The 16,266-nt window shown below is 68.3% G+C and carries 10 protein-coding genes and 1 riboswitch; of the genes, 6 read left to right on the forward strand and 4 right to left on the reverse strand.

Translation table 11 applies throughout. The features are described 5' to 3' along the window. The first annotated feature begins 3 nt into the window (after positions 1–3). The gene (locus tag RYM47_RS00120; RefSeq protein ID WP_315385248.1) at positions 4–1,008 is read left to right on the forward strand and encodes an OmpA family protein; all 1,005 of its coding nucleotides are present in this window, start codon (positions 4–6) and stop codon (positions 1,006–1,008) included. 116 nt (positions 1,009–1,124) lie between these two features. On the opposite strand, the gene RYM47_RS00125 is transcribed toward RYM47_RS00120, so the two are convergent. After that, entirely contained in the window at positions 1,125–2,993 is a 1,869-nt protein-coding gene (locus RYM47_RS00125; RefSeq protein ID WP_315385249.1) for a diguanylate cyclase, read from the reverse strand. Between the two features lie 92 nt (positions 2,994–3,085). Here RYM47_RS00125 and RYM47_RS00130 point away from each other — a divergent pair, with 92 nt between their 5' ends. The 3 genes from RYM47_RS00130 (at position 3,086) to RYM47_RS00140 (ending at position 9,166) form a co-directional block, all read left to right on the forward strand. Next, positions 3,086–4,441 (forward strand): ATP-binding protein, encoded by a 1,356-nt coding sequence (locus RYM47_RS00130; RefSeq protein ID WP_315385250.1) that lies wholly within the window; start codon positions 3,086–3,088, stop codon positions 4,439–4,441. A 63-nt stretch (positions 4,442–4,504) separates the two neighbouring features. Beyond that, complete coding sequence (locus RYM47_RS00135) at positions 4,505–7,951, forward strand: PAS domain-containing hybrid sensor histidine kinase/response regulator (protein ID WP_315385581.1); 3,447 nt, start codon at positions 4,505–4,507, stop codon at positions 7,949–7,951. A 75-nt stretch (positions 7,952–8,026) separates the two neighbouring features. Continuing rightward, positions 8,027–9,166, forward strand: a complete 1,140-nt coding sequence (locus tag RYM47_RS00140; protein WP_315385251.1) for a hypothetical protein — start codon at positions 8,027–8,029, stop codon at positions 9,164–9,166. Between the two features lie 25 nt (positions 9,167–9,191). Here RYM47_RS00140 and RYM47_RS00145 read toward each other — a convergent pair whose 3' ends face one another. The 3 genes from RYM47_RS00145 to acs form a co-directional block, all read right to left on the reverse strand. Next, positions 9,192–9,770: a manganese efflux pump MntP family protein gene (locus RYM47_RS00145; RefSeq protein ID WP_315385252.1), complete on the reverse strand. Its 579-nt coding sequence runs from the start codon at positions 9,768–9,770 to the stop codon at positions 9,192–9,194. Between the two features lie 4 nt (positions 9,771–9,774). Beyond that, a riboswitch (yybP-ykoY riboswitch) is annotated at positions 9,775–9,950 on the reverse strand. A gap of 127 nt (positions 9,951–10,077) precedes the next feature. Then, entirely contained in the window at positions 10,078–10,743 is a 666-nt protein-coding gene (locus tag RYM47_RS00150) for a response regulator transcription factor (RefSeq protein WP_315385253.1), read from the reverse strand. Between the two features lie 18 nt (positions 10,744–10,761). After that, on the reverse strand, positions 10,762–12,705 hold the full coding sequence (gene acs / locus RYM47_RS00155) for an acetate--CoA ligase (RefSeq protein WP_315385254.1): 1,944 nt from the start codon (positions 12,703–12,705) through the stop codon (positions 10,762–10,764). A gap of 316 nt (positions 12,706–13,021) precedes the next feature. On the opposite strand from acs, the gene RYM47_RS00160 reads away from it, so the two are divergent. Continuing rightward, positions 13,022–14,449 carry a DcaP family trimeric outer membrane transporter gene (locus RYM47_RS00160; RefSeq protein ID WP_315385255.1) on the forward strand — a complete coding sequence of 476 codons (1,428 nt, stop codon included), beginning with the start codon at positions 13,022–13,024 and terminating at the stop codon, positions 14,447–14,449. Positions 14,450–14,547: 98 nt separating this feature from the next. Beyond that, complete coding sequence (locus RYM47_RS00165; protein WP_315385256.1) at positions 14,548–16,209, forward strand: MFS transporter; 1,662 nt, start codon at positions 14,548–14,550, stop codon at positions 16,207–16,209. The last annotated feature ends 57 nt before the right edge of the window (positions 16,210–16,266 follow it).

The following is a 16,266-nucleotide window of genomic DNA, read 5'->3' on the forward strand; positions in this document are numbered from 1 at the left end:
TTGATGAAGAACACCGCCATGACCTTCCGTACCGCACGCCCCTTGCTGGGTGCAGCCCTGCTCACCGTGCTGGCCGGCACCGCTTCTGCGCAGAACGCGCAGCTGCTGCCGCAGCAGCAGCGGATCAGCGACGAAGCGATCTACGCCGACCATGCCATGTATGACGCCACCCAGGGACGCATCCAGGCACTCAACGACGGCGGCCGCCCGATCCGCGATTACCACCTGTCCAAGGCGCAGTGCTGGCTGGACGTGTCGTTCCACGAGTACAGCCGGAATGATCGCAGCGCCTTCCCGCAGGCCGCGCTGGGCGAATCGGAGCGGCTGATCGTCGGCATGGAGCAGGGCGCAGACCCGCTGCCCACCGACACCCCGCTGGTGAACAACGCCAAATACCTGCGGGATGACCTGTGGCAGCGCCTGCGCGTGCTGCACGCCAGCCCGGGCTTCGCCTGCGCCGCGCAGCAGGTGGCCTGTGGCGAGGTGGAGCTGGTGCATGCCGGCAATGAGTTCAACCAGCAGCAGTGGCGCCATTCCAAACCGTACATCCAGATTGCCGAAGAGCTGGTCAACGACGCCGAAGCGCAGGCGCGCCAGTGCGCGGTGGCGCCGACCGTGGCACCGGGTCCGCTGGTGGCCAACGTGCTGTTCGAATTCGACCGTGACGGCTACCGCGACATCCGGACGTACTCGCTGGAAAGCATCGACCGCGCGCTGGCCAGCATCGGCAGCGAGTCGCTGAAGCTGCAGTCGGTGGTGCTGGTCGGGCATGCCGACCGACTGCAGGGCCGTGGCTTCGATGCGAACCAGGGGCTGTCGGAGCGGCGTGCGAAGACCGTGCGCGCGCTGCTGATCGGGCGCGGGCTGGACCCGGCGAAGATCCGCTACGAGTACCGCGGCGACACCCAGCAGGTGCAGCAATGCGATGGCGTGCGCCCGCGCGCGGCGTTGCTGGAATGCCTGCTGCCGAACCGGCGGGTGGAAGTGCGGTTCGAGGTGGCGCGCTGAGCGTGCAGCAATGGATGTGCAGCCACGCAGGGCGTGGCTCTACCGCGGCGGGGCTGCGCAGGGCGCGGTCCACCGGCGGGGAGCGCAGGTAGAGCCACGCCCTGCGTGGCTGCGCATCAAGGCGACCAGCGAATGGGCTGGCTGCCGCTGAGCCGGATCCACCCAGCCGACATCGCCGCTTCCGGATTCCCCAGCACCGCATGCAGATGCGGCGCTTCGCTGCTGTGTTCGCCCCAAACCCCGGCCCACGCATTGCGCCCGCTCTGGCGCGCGCCCTGCAACGCACGGTCGGCCGCACGCAGGCTGTCGTCCACCACCGCCGGCGCATCCGCGAACAACGGCAGCGGCGCCACGCCCACGCTCGCCGTCAGGGTCAGGTGCTGCTGCGGCCCGGCTTCCACCACCAGTCGCTCGATCGCCAGCCGCAGGTGGCCGGCCAGCGCCTGCGCGGCGTCGGCGCTGGTGTCGTGGCGGGCCACCAGGAACGCCGCACCGCCCCAGCGCGCCAGTAGATCGTGGCGGTCGCAGGCCGCCTGCAGGCACTGCGCCACGCTGCGCAGCACGCTGTCGCCAGCGGCCTGGCCATAGCGGTCGTTCAGCGCCTTGAAGTCATCCAGTTCCACCAGCAGCAGCGCACTGCGCGCACCGTCGCCGCGCACGCTTCGCTCGTCCAGCCGGCGCTCCGCTTCGCGCCGGTTGAACAGCCCGGTCACCCCGTCGCTGCGGCTGAGCAGGGTGAGCTGGCGGCGCTGGTGGCGCAGCCGCAGCACGATCACCGTGGCCAGCACCCACACCGCCAGCAGCGCGATCACCGCCGTATTGCGCAGTACGCGCACGCGGCCCAGGTCCTGCTCGGCATTCACCTGGGCCGGATCGATGCTGCGTTCGGCCGACGCCTGCAGCCGGGCCAGCTGGCCCAGGGTCTCGCCCTGGCTGCGCGCCTTGTCCAGCGCACGGCCCTGGCGGGTGAGTTCGAGCGCCTGGTCGCGGTGGCCGAGCAGGGTGTGCAGGTCGCCGAGCAGGTCCAGCCCGTTGCGGATCTCCTCGGTGAAGTGGCCGCCGACCGCCAGCCGCTGTGCCTGTTCGGCCAGCGGCAACGCAGCGGCGGTGTTGCCGCGATCCACCGCGACACGCGCCAGGCGCTGCAGGGTCACCACCTGGCCCTGCGGATCCTGCGCGGCCTGCCAGGGCAGTACCCGGCGCAGGCCGGCCTCGGCCGCGTCCAGCTGGCCGGCGACGCGCTGGATCTCCGCGCGGTGGCTGGCGATGCGGTTGAGGAACAGTTCCTGCCCGGCCAGCCGGGTGCCGATCGCTTCGGCGCGCTTGAACGCCTCCGCGGCCTGCGCATGGCGCTCCAGGTTCAGCAGTGCATAGCCGTAGTTGTAATACAGGATCAGGTCGCCGGGATTGGGCGGGCGGTGCAGGTGCTCGCTGAGCAGCGTGGCCTTGTGCAGGTACGTGAGCGCGCCTTCCGCGTCGCCCATCGCATCGCCGCGGATCATCGCGATCTGCATCAGCGCGCTGATCTGGCCCTGCACGTCGCGTTCCCGAACCGCCTCGTCCAACAGGGTGGCGGTCAGGCTCAGCGCGCGCGCGCGCTCGCCGCCCCACAGCAGCAGGTGCGCGGCCATGGTGCGCGCGCGCTGGCGGTCGACCGCGGTGGCGTCAGGTCGTGCGGCTGCGGCCAACAGGCGGTCGGGCAGGGCGGTGGTCTGTTCCAGCTGGCCGAGCGCCCGCGAAGCCACCCCCAGGCAGCCCACCGCGCCGATCTCCATCGACGTCGACAGCGCCGGCCCGGAAAGCAGTTTGCGGGCGAGCTGCAGCGAGGTCGCCGGTTCGCTGGTGAGCAGGGCGTGGCACTGATCGACCTGGGCCATCTGCGGCGCCCCGTCGAGCGGGCGCTGCGCCAGCGCGGGCAACGCGATCAACCACAGCGGTAAGGCAAGCGCAGGCAGGATGCGCCGGACAGGCAACAGCTTGGGCATGGCAACAACGACTTCCCCGGTCGAATGCAGACGCGCTGCTAATATACCGGGGTTGCCGCCGCGTGCCGGCGCCGCCTGCCGACCCGCCCCGCATGCCCGAGCCGACGCCCCGCACCCGCGCCGACAGCGCCGACCGCCCGCACGGGCTGGGCCGGCGCACCGACGCCATGCTGCGTGGCCTGCTGGTGCTGGTGGCGCTCTATCACCCGCTGCTGGCGGCCTGGATCGCGCTGCGGCTGGGCAGCGGCCTTGACCTGATGGTGCCGGCCATGGCGGCCGCGCATACCCTGCTGTGCGTGCTGTGCCTGCTCGAACATCGCAGCGGGCGCAGCCTGCATGCCGCCGCGACCTTCCTGGTCGGCGAAGCGTTGTTGCTGGTGCTGGCCTACGGGTACTGGGGCCTGGCTGCGCAGCTGCGGGTACAGATGGTGCAGCTGGTACCGGTGCTGCTGGTCGCCGCCGTGCTGGGCCGTCGTCCGCTGGCCTGGGCCACCGCCTGGCTGTGCGCGCTGATGACGCTGGGCGGGTGGGTCGACGCGGCCGGCGCGCTGTTCCGCCCGGACCGGGTCCTGCAGGCAGCCACCGACCTGGCCGTGTCCGCGTTCGGTGCGGTGATGACCGCCTGGCTGCTCCACCACAGCGTGACCGGTCTGCGCGAAACCCTGCTCGAGGCGCGCCAGCGCAGCCAGGAGCTGGCCCGCAAGCGCGATGAGCTGCAGGTGGAGATGCAGGCGCGCGAACGCTCGCGCGACCAGCTGGTGCATGCGATGAAGATGGACAACGTGGGCCGCCTGGCCAGCGGTATCGCGCACGACTTCAACCACCTGCTGGCGCTGGTGCTGGGCTATGTGGCCAAGGCCCGGCGCAGCGAGGGCGCGGCCTTGCAGGACGCCCTGCAGGGCGCGGATTCGGCGACGCGGCGGGCCAGCGCGGTCAGCCGCCGGCTGCTCGATTTCAGCCGGCTCGAACCCAGCCGCCCGCAGCTGCTCGACGCGGCCGCGACGCTCACCGCGATGGCGCCGGTCGTGCAGCAGGTATTCGACGAGCGCGTGCACTGCGAGCTGGACACCGGCGGCGTGCAGCGGCTGATCCATTTCGATCCGGCCCAGCTGGAATCGATCCTGCTCAGCCTGGCGGTCAACGCCAACCAGGCCATGCCCGACGGCGGCCGCTTCAGCGTTCGCCTGCAACCGCCGCAGCCCGACGGCGCGCTGGTGCTGCAGCTGCAGGACACCGGCCAGGGCATGAGCGAGGCCGTGCGCGCGCGCTGCCTGGAGCCGTTCTTCACCACCAAGCCGGTCGGGCAGGGCACCGGGCTGGGCCTGTCGGTCACCGCCAGCCTGGTGGCCGCCGCCGGTGGCTCGGTGCAGGTGCACAGCCGCCCTGGCGTCGGCACCCGGATCGAACTGCACCTGCCGTCGCGCCCGTTGGCGCCCCTGGCCGCCTGAGCATGACCGCAGGCGGCCCGATCCAGCGGCTACACTGCCGCATGCGCTTGGGGAAACGTGCCCGTGGTTTCTAGCTGGATCCTGCTGCTGGTGTCGGTGGCCTACGCCGCGCTGCTGTTCGGCGTGGCCTGGTGGGGCGACCGGCGCCCGATGTACCCCGACCGCCCGTGGCTGCGCCCGGTGGTCTACAGCCTGGCGCTGGCGGTGTACTGCTCGTCGTGGACGTTCTACGGCGCGGTCGGCACGGCGGTGCGCAACGGCATCGGCTACCTGCCGATCTACCTGGGACCGCTGCTGCTGCTGCTGTTCGGCTGGCGCATCATCGAGCGCCTGGCGCTGATCGCGCGCAGCCAGAACGTGGTCTCCATTGCCGATTTCATTTCCTCGCGCTTCGGCCGCTCGCGGCGGCTGGCCGCGCTGGTCGCGGTGATCGCGCTGATCGGCATCATTCCGTACCTGGCGCTGCAGTACAAAGCGGTGGCGATGAGCCTGCAGGTGCTCACCGGAAACGTGGGCCCGACCGGTTACTTCAGCGACCCGGCGCTGTACGTGGCGCTGCTGATGGCGCTGTTCGCCACCCTGTTCGGCACCCGCCAGGTGGACGCCACCGAGCACCACCACGGCATGATGCTGGCGATCGCGCTGGAGTCGATGATCAAGCTGATCGCGATGGTGGCGTTGGGCCTGTTCGCCTACCTGTGGCTGGCCGACCGCGGCGAAACCGTGGTGCGCAGCGCGCACACGCTGTTCACCGGGTTGCCGCCGGTGGGCTTCATCTCGCAGACCCTGCTCAGCTTCCTGGCCATCGTCTGCCTGCCGCGCCAGTTCCACGTGGCGGTGGTGGAATGCGGCGACGTGCGCGACGTGCGCCGCGCGCGCTGGATGTTCGGCGGCTACCTGGTGGTGATCTCGGCGATGGTGATACCGATCGCCACCGCCGGCGTGACCCTGTTCGGCACCGGCGGCAGCGTTGCCGACGACAGCATGGTGCTGGCCCTGCCGCTGGCCGAAGGCCGCAAGTTCCTGGCGCTGGTGGCTTACGTGGGTGGGTTCTCGGCCGCCACCGGCATGGTCATCGTCGCATCGATCGCGCTGGCCACCATGGTCAGCAACGACCTGGTGATGCCGGTACTGCTGCGTCGCAGTGGCGACCACCAGGAAGCGGCGGACATGGCCTCGCGGGTGTTGTGGATCCGCCGCCTGGCGATCCTGCTGCTGGCGATGGCGGCGTACAGCTATTACCGCGGCAGCAGCAACGACAGCACCCTGGCCTCATACGGGCTGATGGCGTTCGCGGCGGTGGCGCAGTTCGCGCCGGGGTTGATCGGTGGCCTGTACTGGCGCGGTGCCAGCCGCCGCGGCGTGGAAGCGGGCATCCTGCTCGGGTTCGGTACCTGGATCTACACCCTGCTGCTGCCGGCGCTGACCCATGCCGGCTGGACCGATGGCAGCTGGCTGCGCGAGGGGCCGTTCGGCATCGCCTGGCTGCAGCCGCAGGGCCTGTTCGGCATGACCGGCTGGGACCCGCTCACCCACGGCACGTTCTGGTCGCTGCTGGTCAATGCCGCTGCGATGCTGCTGGTCTCGGTGCGCTGGCGCCCGGGCGTGGACGAACGGCTGCGCGCCGCACCCTTCCTGGACCCGTATGCGCAGCGTCCGTCGGTGGCCGGCGACTGGCCCGGGCACGTCCACGTGGGCGACCTGCTGGCGCTGGCCGCGCGCGTGGTGGGAGACCGCCATGCGCGGCGCTCGTTCTTCGAACAGGCGCAGTCGCTGGGCCGCGAGCTGCAGGCCTCGGCCGCCGCCGACCGCGCCTGGGTGCAGTTCACCGAGCGCCTGCTGGCCGCGTCGATCGGCGCGGCCTCGGCGCGCCTGCTGCTGACCAGCCTGCTGCGCGGCTCGGGCATGGACCTGGGCGAAGTGGTGGCGGTGCTCGACGAGGCCGGGCAGGAACTGCGCTTCAACCGCGAGATTCTTTCCACCACGCTGGAAAACATCAGCGCGGGGGTCAGCGTGGTCGACCCGGACATGCGCCTGACCGCCTGGAACCGGCGCTACCAGCAGATGTTCGGTTATCCCGACGGCATGCTCTACGTGGGTCGGCCGGTGGCCGACCTGATCCGCTACAACGCCGAGCGTGGCGAGCTGGGCGAGGGCGACATCGACGTGCAGATCAACCGACGCATCGGCTACATGCGCGCCGGCTCACCACACATCTTCGAACGCACCCGCAGCGACGGGCGGGTGATCGAGATGCGTGGCCAGGCGCTGCCCGGCGGCGGTTACGTGACCAGCTACAACGACATCACCGATTACAAGCACGCCGAGAACGCGCTGCTGGAAGCCAACGAAACACTGGAACAGCGCGTGGCCGAGCGCTCGCACGAAGCGGAAGTGGCGCAGCAGTCCAAGACCCGATTCCTCGCCGCGATCAGCCACGACGTGCTGCAGCCGCTCAACGCCGCACGCCTGTTCGCCTCGGCGCTGCGCGACAGCCACCACAACAACGACGAGCAGCGGCATCTCGCAGAGCGCGTGGATGCCTCGCTGCGTGCCGCCGAAGAGCTGCTCGACGGGCTGCTGGATGTGTCGCGCCTGGACGCCGGCGGCCTGCACCCGGTGATCGGCGACTTCGATGTGAGCCTGCTGATGCGCGAGCTGGCCGCGCAGTACTCGCCGGTGGCAGCCGGGCGTGGCCTGCGCCTGGACCTGTTCGCGCGCCCGGCCTGGGTGCGCAGCGACCGCCGCCTGCTGCGCCGGGTGCTGCAGAACTTCCTGGCCAATGCGCTGCGTTACACCCGCCAGGGCCGCATCGTGCTGGCGGTGCGTCATCGTGGCGACGAGATCGAACTGCAGGTGTGGGACACCGGCCCGGGCATTCCCGAGCACCACATGCAGCAGATCTTCAACGAATTCCACCGTTACCAGCAGCCGTTCGACTGGGGCGAGCAGGGATTGGGCCTGGGCCTGTCGATCTGCCAGCGCATCTCGCGCCTGCTCGACCACCGCCTCAATGCACGCAGCCAGGTCGGCAGCGGCAGCATGTTCTCGATCCTGCTGCCGCGCGCGGCGGTGCCGGAACTGCCGCCGAGCGACGCGCCGACAGCGGTGCCCGAACACAGTACCCGCACCGATTCGCTGGCAGGCATGCGCGTGCTGTGCGTGGACAACGACCAGGAAATCCTCGACGGCATGCGCGCGCTGCTCGGGCGCTGGCAGGTGCAGGTCATCACCGCCAGCACCGTGGACCAGGCGCTGGAGGAAGTGCTGGCGCAGCCGGACGTGATGCTGGTGGACTACCACCTGCACGACCGCCTGGATGGCCTGGACACGCTGGTGGCGCTGCGCACGCAGGCCGGGCGCGACATCCCCGGCGCGCTGCTCACCGCCGACGGTCGCGACGAGCTCAAGCGCATGGCGCGGGACCGTGGCTACCGCCTGCTGACCAAGCCGATCAAGCCGGCCTCGCTGCGCGCGTACCTGGCCGCGCACTCGACCCTGAAGGGGTGAAACCGACAGGCGCGGCGCTGCCGCGCCGCCGTGCTGACTATCCTGCGCAGCCCATCCCCCTGCTGCGGAGTCGCCGTGCCTCTTCCCTCGCTGCGATCTGTTCTCTCCACGCCGTTGCACTCGCCGGAAGCCATCCCGCTTGCCGGCACCCTGGGTTCGGTCGTGGGGGCAGGTTTCGAGCTGGCGTTTCGGGGCTGCACCAATGCGGCGGGGCCGGCGTGGAGTGTGGCCGAAGTGATGAAGCCCGCCTTGATCTCCGGCTGGCTGGGCATCGGCTGTGTCAACGCGATGCGCTGGCTGGAGCCGGACAGGGCCCAGCTACAGCCCCATGAGCGCGCGCTGGTCGACTATCCCGGCGTTCGCCAGTTGCTGCACGACGCCGGGACCAGCGTGGACGATATCGACGCGCTGAAGGCACTGGCAGGGCAGCTCGAAAAGGACTTCGGCCGTATGACCCGTCAGTTCAACGACTACTGCCGAAGCCGTGGCGTGCCCCCGAATCCGCTCATTGGCGGCGTCATCCGTCATTTCTTCCTGACCCATTGCCGGGAGCGCTCGGTCATGCTGCTCAGCAAACGCACCGCCACGGCGTGCTACCTGGTCGCGGCGCGTGAGGGGCAAAGGCATGCGATCGCAGACGGCCTGAACGAGGAAGGCGCACTGGCCGGTACCGTGCTGCGGCGGATGCACTGCCCCTACCTGCGGGTGGACCTTGCCAACACCGCGCTGCGCGACGCGAAAGCGTTCACCACCGATGACTGCAATGGCGAAATGCGCGTGCACTCGGTGCACGGCCTGCCCGGGGAGACACTGGAAACGCTGGAACCCAGCGAGCTGGTGAGCGTGACCCACCGCCGCCACACGCGCCGCCGCGTCGCCTCGGGAGAGGTTGCTGGGCCCATGCCGGACCTGGTGGCCCATGCCACCCAGGCTCGGGAACACGTGATCCGGAGCGCGTTGCTGCGCGGGAAGCTGGCGGGCGTGGCACCCGACAGCCGCACCTGGCGCGAACTCAACAGGATCGAAGAAGATCTGGCGGCCAACCGTCCCTGCGGCCACCTCGTCCGCGTGAACGGCGTGCTTTACCACGCAAACGACATCCACTGGGAGGGACGGCAGAGTCCCGGCCGCAATGCCTGGCGCCTGCTGCACCGGAACACCCCCGAAGGACACGAGCTGGTCGACATCGTCGACTACCACCGCCCGCGAACGTAGTGCCGGCCGCTGGCTGGCAACCCCATCAGCCCACGGCACCACTCAGGTGCTCGTACAGGATCGCACTGCCCACCAGGATCAGGATCACGCCGCCGGCGATCTCCGCGCGCTTGCCGATCATGCTGCCCAGCACCCGGCCCAGCATGATCCCGCTGGTCACCATCACCAGCGTGCACAGGCCGATCACCGCCGCCATCACGCCGATATGCACGTCCAGGAACGCCAGGCCGACGCCCACCGCCATCGCGTCGATGCTGGTGGCGAAACCGGTCACTGCGAGATGCCAGAAACCGCGGTGCTTGTCCGCATCCTCCTCGGCGTCGTCGGTGTCCGGCTTCACCCCGTTGATGATCATGTGCACACCCAGCGCACCCAGCAGTACGAAGGCGATCCAGTGGTCGAACGCCTCCACGTACGAAGACGCAGCGCGGCCCAGCAGCCAGCCGATCACCGGGGTGATCGCTTCGATCACGCCAAAGATCAGGCCCGCACGCAATGCATCGGGGAAACGCGGTCGGCGCATGGCCGCACCCTTGCCGACCGCCGCCGCGAAGGCATCGGTGGACATGGCAAAGCCGATCAACAACATCGAAATGGGGGACATCGGGAACACGTGCAGGTCGGGCAATGACGGACAACGGGCCGCGCTCGCGCCCAACCTGTCGTTGCGCACGCGGACCGCTGGTCTCGCCAACCATCATGGCTGCCCGCACCACGGCGCACTGGCCGAGTATGTTGATGCGGGCGTTTCCCTTCAGCGGGAAACCGGCTACTCCCCAAGGGGACGCGAAGCTTAGCACCGTGAATGCGGATTACCGCGGAATGAGCGAATTGCGCAGGGGGTGCTGGAATGTATAGCTTCGGCTATAAGCCGAAGCGGGTAGCGCCGGGCCCCAGCCCGGCGACCTCGATCAGTCTTCCTCGGGCGGCAACACCAACGGCTCATCATCCAGCGTCAGTTTCCCGGCCATCAGCACCGCCTGGGTGCGATTGGTCACCCCCAGCTTGCGCAGGATCGCGGTCACATGCGCCTTGATCGTGGCCTCTGAAACATTGAGGTCGTACGCGATCTGCTTGTTCAAGCGCCCGGCACCCAACATCTGCAGCACCCGGAACTGCTGCGGGGTGAGTTCGCGCAACCGCTGCCCGACCTCACGCTCCTCGCGCCCGGTCTGCGGCACGGTGTGTGCCTCCGGCGGGGCCCAGGTCTCGCCGTCCAGGATCGCGCCCAGCGCATGGCCGATCGTGTCCGAGTCGGCCGACTTGGGAATGAAACCGAAAGCCCCATGGTCCAGCGCCCGCCGCATCACCGTCGGCTCCTCCCGCGCGGACACCACCACCACGGGCAACTGCGGATGCAGCGCCCGCATGTGCACCAGCGCGTTGAACCCCTGCGCGCCGGGCATGTTGAGGTCCATCAGCACCAGGTCGGCGTCGGCATGCTGCTCGGCCAGCTGGTACAGCGCTTCGACGCTGTCGGCTTCGTACAGCTGCACGCCCGGCATCACCCGCTGCACCGCACCGCGCAGGGCTTCGCGGAACAGCGGGTGGTCGTCGGCAATCAGCAGGGTAGGCATGGGGGATGCGAACTCCAACTACTTGACCTTGCGTTCTTCAACCAGCGAGGCGACCACCGACGGATCGGCCAGGGTCGAGGTATCGCCCAGCTGGTCCGGCGCGTTCTCGGCGATCTTGCGCAGGATGCGGCGCATGATCTTGCCCGAGCGGGTCTTCGGCAGGCCTGGCGCCCACTGCAGGTGGTCCGGCGTGGCGATCGGGCCGATCTCCTTGCGGACCCAGGCGACCAGTTCCTTCTGCAGCTCGTCGCTCGGGGCCTCTTCGGCCACCAGGGTGACGTAGGCGTAGATGCCCTGGCCCTTCACGTCGTGCGGGAAGCCCACGACCGCCGCTTCGGCCACCTTCGGGTGCGAGACCAGTGCGCTTTCCACTTCGGCGGTGCCGATGCGGTGGCCCGACACATTGATCACGTCGTCGACGCGGCCGGTGATCCAGTAGTAGCCATCTTCGTCGCGGCGGCAACCGTCGCCGGTGAAGTAGCTGCCCGGGTAGGTGCGGAAATACGTATCGATGAAACGCTGGTGGTCGCCGTACACCGTACGCATCTGGCCCGGCCAGGAATCACGGATGATCAGGTTGCCCTCGGTCGGGCCGTCCTGGATCTCGCCATCGGCATTGACCAGCGCCGGCTGCACGCCGAAGAAGGGCAGGGTGGCCGAACCCGGCTTGAGGTCCATCGCACCGGCCAGCGGCGAGATCAGGATGCCGCCGGTTTCGGTCTGCCACCAGGTATCGACGATCGGGCAGCGGCTGTCACCGACCACCTCGTAGTACCAGCGCCAGGCTTCCGGATTGATCGGTTCGCCGACACTGCCCAGCAGGCGCAGCGACGCGCGGGAGGTCTTCTTCACCGGCTCCTCGCCCTCGCGCATCAGCGCACGGATGGCGGTCGGGGCGGTGTAGAAGATGCTGACCTTGTGCTTGTCGATGACGTTCCAGAAGCGTGAGGTATCCGGGTAGTTCGGCACGCCTTCGAACATCAGCGAGGTCGCGCCGTTGGCCAGCGGCCCGTACACGATGTAGCTGTGGCCGGTGACCCAGCCGACGTCGGCGGTGCACCAGTAGATGTCGTCCTCGCGCAGGTCGAACACCGCTTCATGGGTGTAGGCCGCATACAGCAGGTAACCGCCGGTGGTATGCAGCACGCCCTTGGGCTTGCCGGTCGAGCCGGAGGTGTACAGGATGAACAGCGGGTCGTCGGCGTTCATGCGCTCGGGTTCGCACTGCGCCGGCTGCGGGTCCACCACGTCATGGAACCAGCGGTCACGCGGGGCCTGCATGTCCACCGCACCGCCGGTGTGGCGCACCACCAGCACGGTTTCCACCGTGGTGGTGCCGGGCAGCTTCAGCGCGGCGTCCACGTTGGCCTTCAGCGGGATCTTGCGGCCGCCGCGCAGGCCTTCGTCGGCGGTGATGATCAGCTTGCTGCCGCAATCGATCACGCGGTCGGCGATCGAGTTGGGTGCGAAGCCGCCGAACACCACCGAGTGGATCGCGCCGATGCGTGCGCAGGCCAGCATGGCCACTGCGGCGTCGACGATCATCGGCAGGTAGATGGTGACCCGGTCGCCCTTCTTGACGCCCAGCGCGCGCAGCGCATTGCCCAGGCGGCAGGTGCGCTCATGGAGCTCGCGGTAGGTCACGCCCTGCGCCGGTGCGTCCGGGCTGTCCGGTTCGAACAGCAGCGCCACCTTGTCGCCGCGCTTTTCGAGCTGGCGGTCGAGGCAGTTCACGCTGGCGTTGAGTTCGCCGTCTTCAAACCATTTGATGCGGAAATCGTCCAGCTGGTAGCTGACGTTGCGGATGATGGACGGCTTCTTGAACCAGTCCAGCCGCTCGGCGGCCTTGCCCCAGAACGCGTCGGGGTTGTCCACCGATTCGCGGTAGAGCTGCTGGTAGGTGTTCTTGTCAATGCGCGCCTTGGCGGCAACGTCCGCGTTGACGGGGTAAATATCGGCCATGGCACCCTCACTTGCACTAGGACTGGGTTGTGCGATCGCAGCATAACCCGCGACTGTTCCCTCCCAGTTTGCCGCATCCACTGCGCCGCGAGGTAAGGGAATGGTTAGACCATGGTCGTAACAGCGTACCGACCATGGTCGGTACCTACCCAGTCGCCGTCGGCGCCTGCTGTCCGCCCTTGGCGTCCAGGAACACGCGCCGGCGGCGCGGGTTCGACCAATTGCCAATAGCCGGGGTGCGTCAGGCGGCCGCACGCTCGGCTCGACCGTGACCCCACACGCGGCGATCACTTTGCCACCCGGGAGAGAGGGCAACATGAGTACCCGTATGTTGAAGACCATGCGCAAGCCGCTGGCGACCTGTTTGCTGGTCGCACTGGTGGCACCGGGCATGGCATTTGCCGAAACCGCCAAAGAGAAGCAGCTGGAAGCCCGCGTTGCCGAACTGGAACGCCAGGTGCAGCTGCTGCTGTCCACCACCCAGCAGCAACAGGGCCAGATCAGCCAGGCCCAGACCGACGTCACCGCAGTGAAGGCGGTGCAGGCGCAGCAGCCTGCCGTGGCCACCGTACCGGCCGGCAAGCAGCCGATCCAGGTCACCACCATCACCCCCGGCGCCGCGCCGGGCACCACGGTCAAGATCGGCGGCTTCATCAAGGCCGACTTCCTGCTCACCCAGACCGGCGACGGCCAGCTGGCCGACGACGCCACCGGCCGCGCGCTGTACCTGCCGGGCCAGACCCCGGTGGCCGGTGCCGGCGGCAGCGGCGAGAAGTCCGACGTGGACTTCAACGCCCACGCCAAGTTCTCGCGCTTCAACCTGGGCATCGACAACGTCTCGGAAAAGGGCAACAAGTCCGGTGCGTTCTTCGAAATGGACTTCTTCGGCAACTCGCTGGGCAACCAGACCGCCACCAATACCTACGGCGTGACCCTGCGTCATGCCTACATGTACTGGAACAACTGGATGGCCGGCCAGACCTGGTCCAACTTCATGGATGCCGCGTCGCTGCCGGAAGCGGTCGACTTCGTCGGCCCCACCGACGGCGTGATCTTCGTGCGCCAGGCCCAGGTGCGCTACACCCAGGGCGGCTTCAGCGTCGCACTGGAAAACCCGGAAACCACCACCCTCACCGGTACCCGCAATCCGGTCACCGGCGCCTGGACCAACGCCAGCGCCAACTCCGACCGTGGCAGCCTGCCCGACCTGACCCTGCGCTATGGCTGGAAGGGCAACTGGGGCACCTTCGGTGTCGGCGGCATCGTCCGTCAGCTGAAGGTCGACAACCAGGCCACCGGCGCCAAGGCCGACAAGGTGGCTGGCGGCCTGACACTGGGCGGCAAGTGGGTGATGGGTGACAGTGATTCGCTGCACTACCAGCTGACCGGCGGCGAAGGCATCGCCCGCTACATCGGCCTGGGCATCACCGCCGACAGTGCCTATGACGTGGCCCGCGACGAGCTCAACCCGACCGGCGTGCTTGCCGGCTACGTGGGCTGGCGGCATGCGTTCTCGCCGAAGCTGCGCACCAACCTGATCTATGCGCGCAGCGACTACGACAACGACAGCATCCTCGGCCCGCTGGTGACCAAGAGCGTGCAGAGCATCCGCGGCAACATCTTCTACTCGCCGCTGCCCAAGGTCGATATCGGTGCCGAGCTGATGTACGGCCGTCGCGAAGTGGAGAACGGCAACAAGGGTGACATCACCCGATTGCAGTTCACCACCAAGTACAGCTTCTAAGAGCGTGCCGGCCAACGGCCGGCACCTACCGAATTGTGTGCCGACCAACGGTCGGCACCCACCGACCCAGGTCGGCATCCACAGAGGGAAAGCGTCCCATGTCCAGTACACCCAGCACCGCACACAAAGCGGGCACCCTGACCCAGGGCCACAAGAAGGTCATCTTCGCCTCGAGCCTCGGTACGGTCTTCGAGTGGTATGACTTCTTCCTGTACGGCTCGCTCGCAGCCATCATCGCCAAGCAGTTCTTCAGTGGCGTCAATGAAACCACGGGCATGATCTTCGCCCTGCTGGCGTTTGCCGCCGGCTTCTTCGTGCGTCCGTTCGGCGCGGCCTTCTTCGGCAGCCTCGGCGACCGCATCGGCCGCAAGTACACCTTCCTGGTCACCATCCTGATCATGGGCATCTCGACCTTCCTGGTCGGCGTGCTGCCCAACTACGCTTCGATCGGTTTCGCCGCGCCGGTGATCCTGATCATCCTGCGCCTGGCCCAAGGCCTGGCGATGGGCGGCGAGTACGGCGGTGCCGCCACCTACGTGGCCGAGCACGCGCCGGACGACAAGCGCGGCCTGTACACCAGCTTCATCCAGTGCACCGCCACGCTCGGCCTGTTCATGTCGCTGCTGATCATCCTGGCCTGCCGCTACTTCTTGGGCAACGAAGCCTTCGAAGCCTGGGGCTGGCGCATTCCGTTCCTGGTCTCGATCCTGCTGCTGGGCGTGTCCGTGTGGATCCGCCTGCAGCTGAGCGAGTCGCCGCTGTTCCAGCAGATGAAGTCCGAGGGCAAGGGTTCCAAGACCCCGTTCCGTGACAGCCTGAAGGGCGGCAACCTGAAGCTGATGCTGCTGGTCCTGCTCGGTGCGGCGGCGGGCCAGGCGGTGGTCTGGTATGGCGGCCAGTTCTACGCGCTGTTCTTCCTCAGCAGCATGCTGAAGGTCGATGCCACCACCTCCTACCTGCTGATCGCCGCCGCGCTGGCGCTGGGCGTGCCGTTCTTCATCTTCTTCGGCTGGCTGTCCGACCGCATCGGCCGCAAGAAGATCATCCTGGCCGGCTGCCTGCTGGCCGCCGTCACCTACATCCCGATCTTCAAGGGCCTGACCCACTTCGCCAACCCGGCCATCGAAGAAGCCCGCAGCAGCTCGCCGGCGCTGGTCGTGGCCGATCCGAACACCTGCTCGTTCCAGTTCGATCCGGTGGGCCTGCGCAAGTTCACCAGCTCCTGCGACGTGGCGACCGCCGCGCTGACCAAGGCTGGTGTGCCGTACGACGTGCAGCCCGCCGCCGCCGGTTCGCTGGCGATGGTGAACGTGGGCAGCGCCAGCGTCACCTCGTATGAAGCTGCCGGCCTGACCAAGGAAGAAGGCAAGGCCAAGGCCGATGCATTCGGTGCGGAGCTGAAGACCGCCCTGACCACCGCCGGCTACCCGGCCAAGGCCGATGGCGCCCGCATCAACATCGCCGGCACCATCTTCATGCTGTGGCTGCTGGTGCTGTACGTGACCATGGTCTACGGTCCGATTGCCGCTTATCTGGTCGAACTCTTCCCGACCCGCATCCGCTACACCTCGATGTCGCTGCCGTACCACATCGGCAACGGCTGGTTCGGTGGCTTCCTGCCGGCGATCTCGTTCGCGCTGGTGGCCGGTACCGGCAACCTGTACTACGGCCTGTGGTACCCGATCATCATCGCGCTGATGACGGTCGTGGTCGGTGGCCTGTTCCTGCATGAAACCAAGGGTGTGGATATCACCAAGTAAGCGGTATGGGTGATTGATGGACCAAGGGGCCGTGGCGTTTGCTACGGCCCCTTCTCG

This window comes from uncultured Stenotrophomonas sp. (assembly GCF_963519125.1).
Classification (GTDB): Bacteria; Pseudomonadota; Gammaproteobacteria; order Xanthomonadales; family Xanthomonadaceae; genus Stenotrophomonas.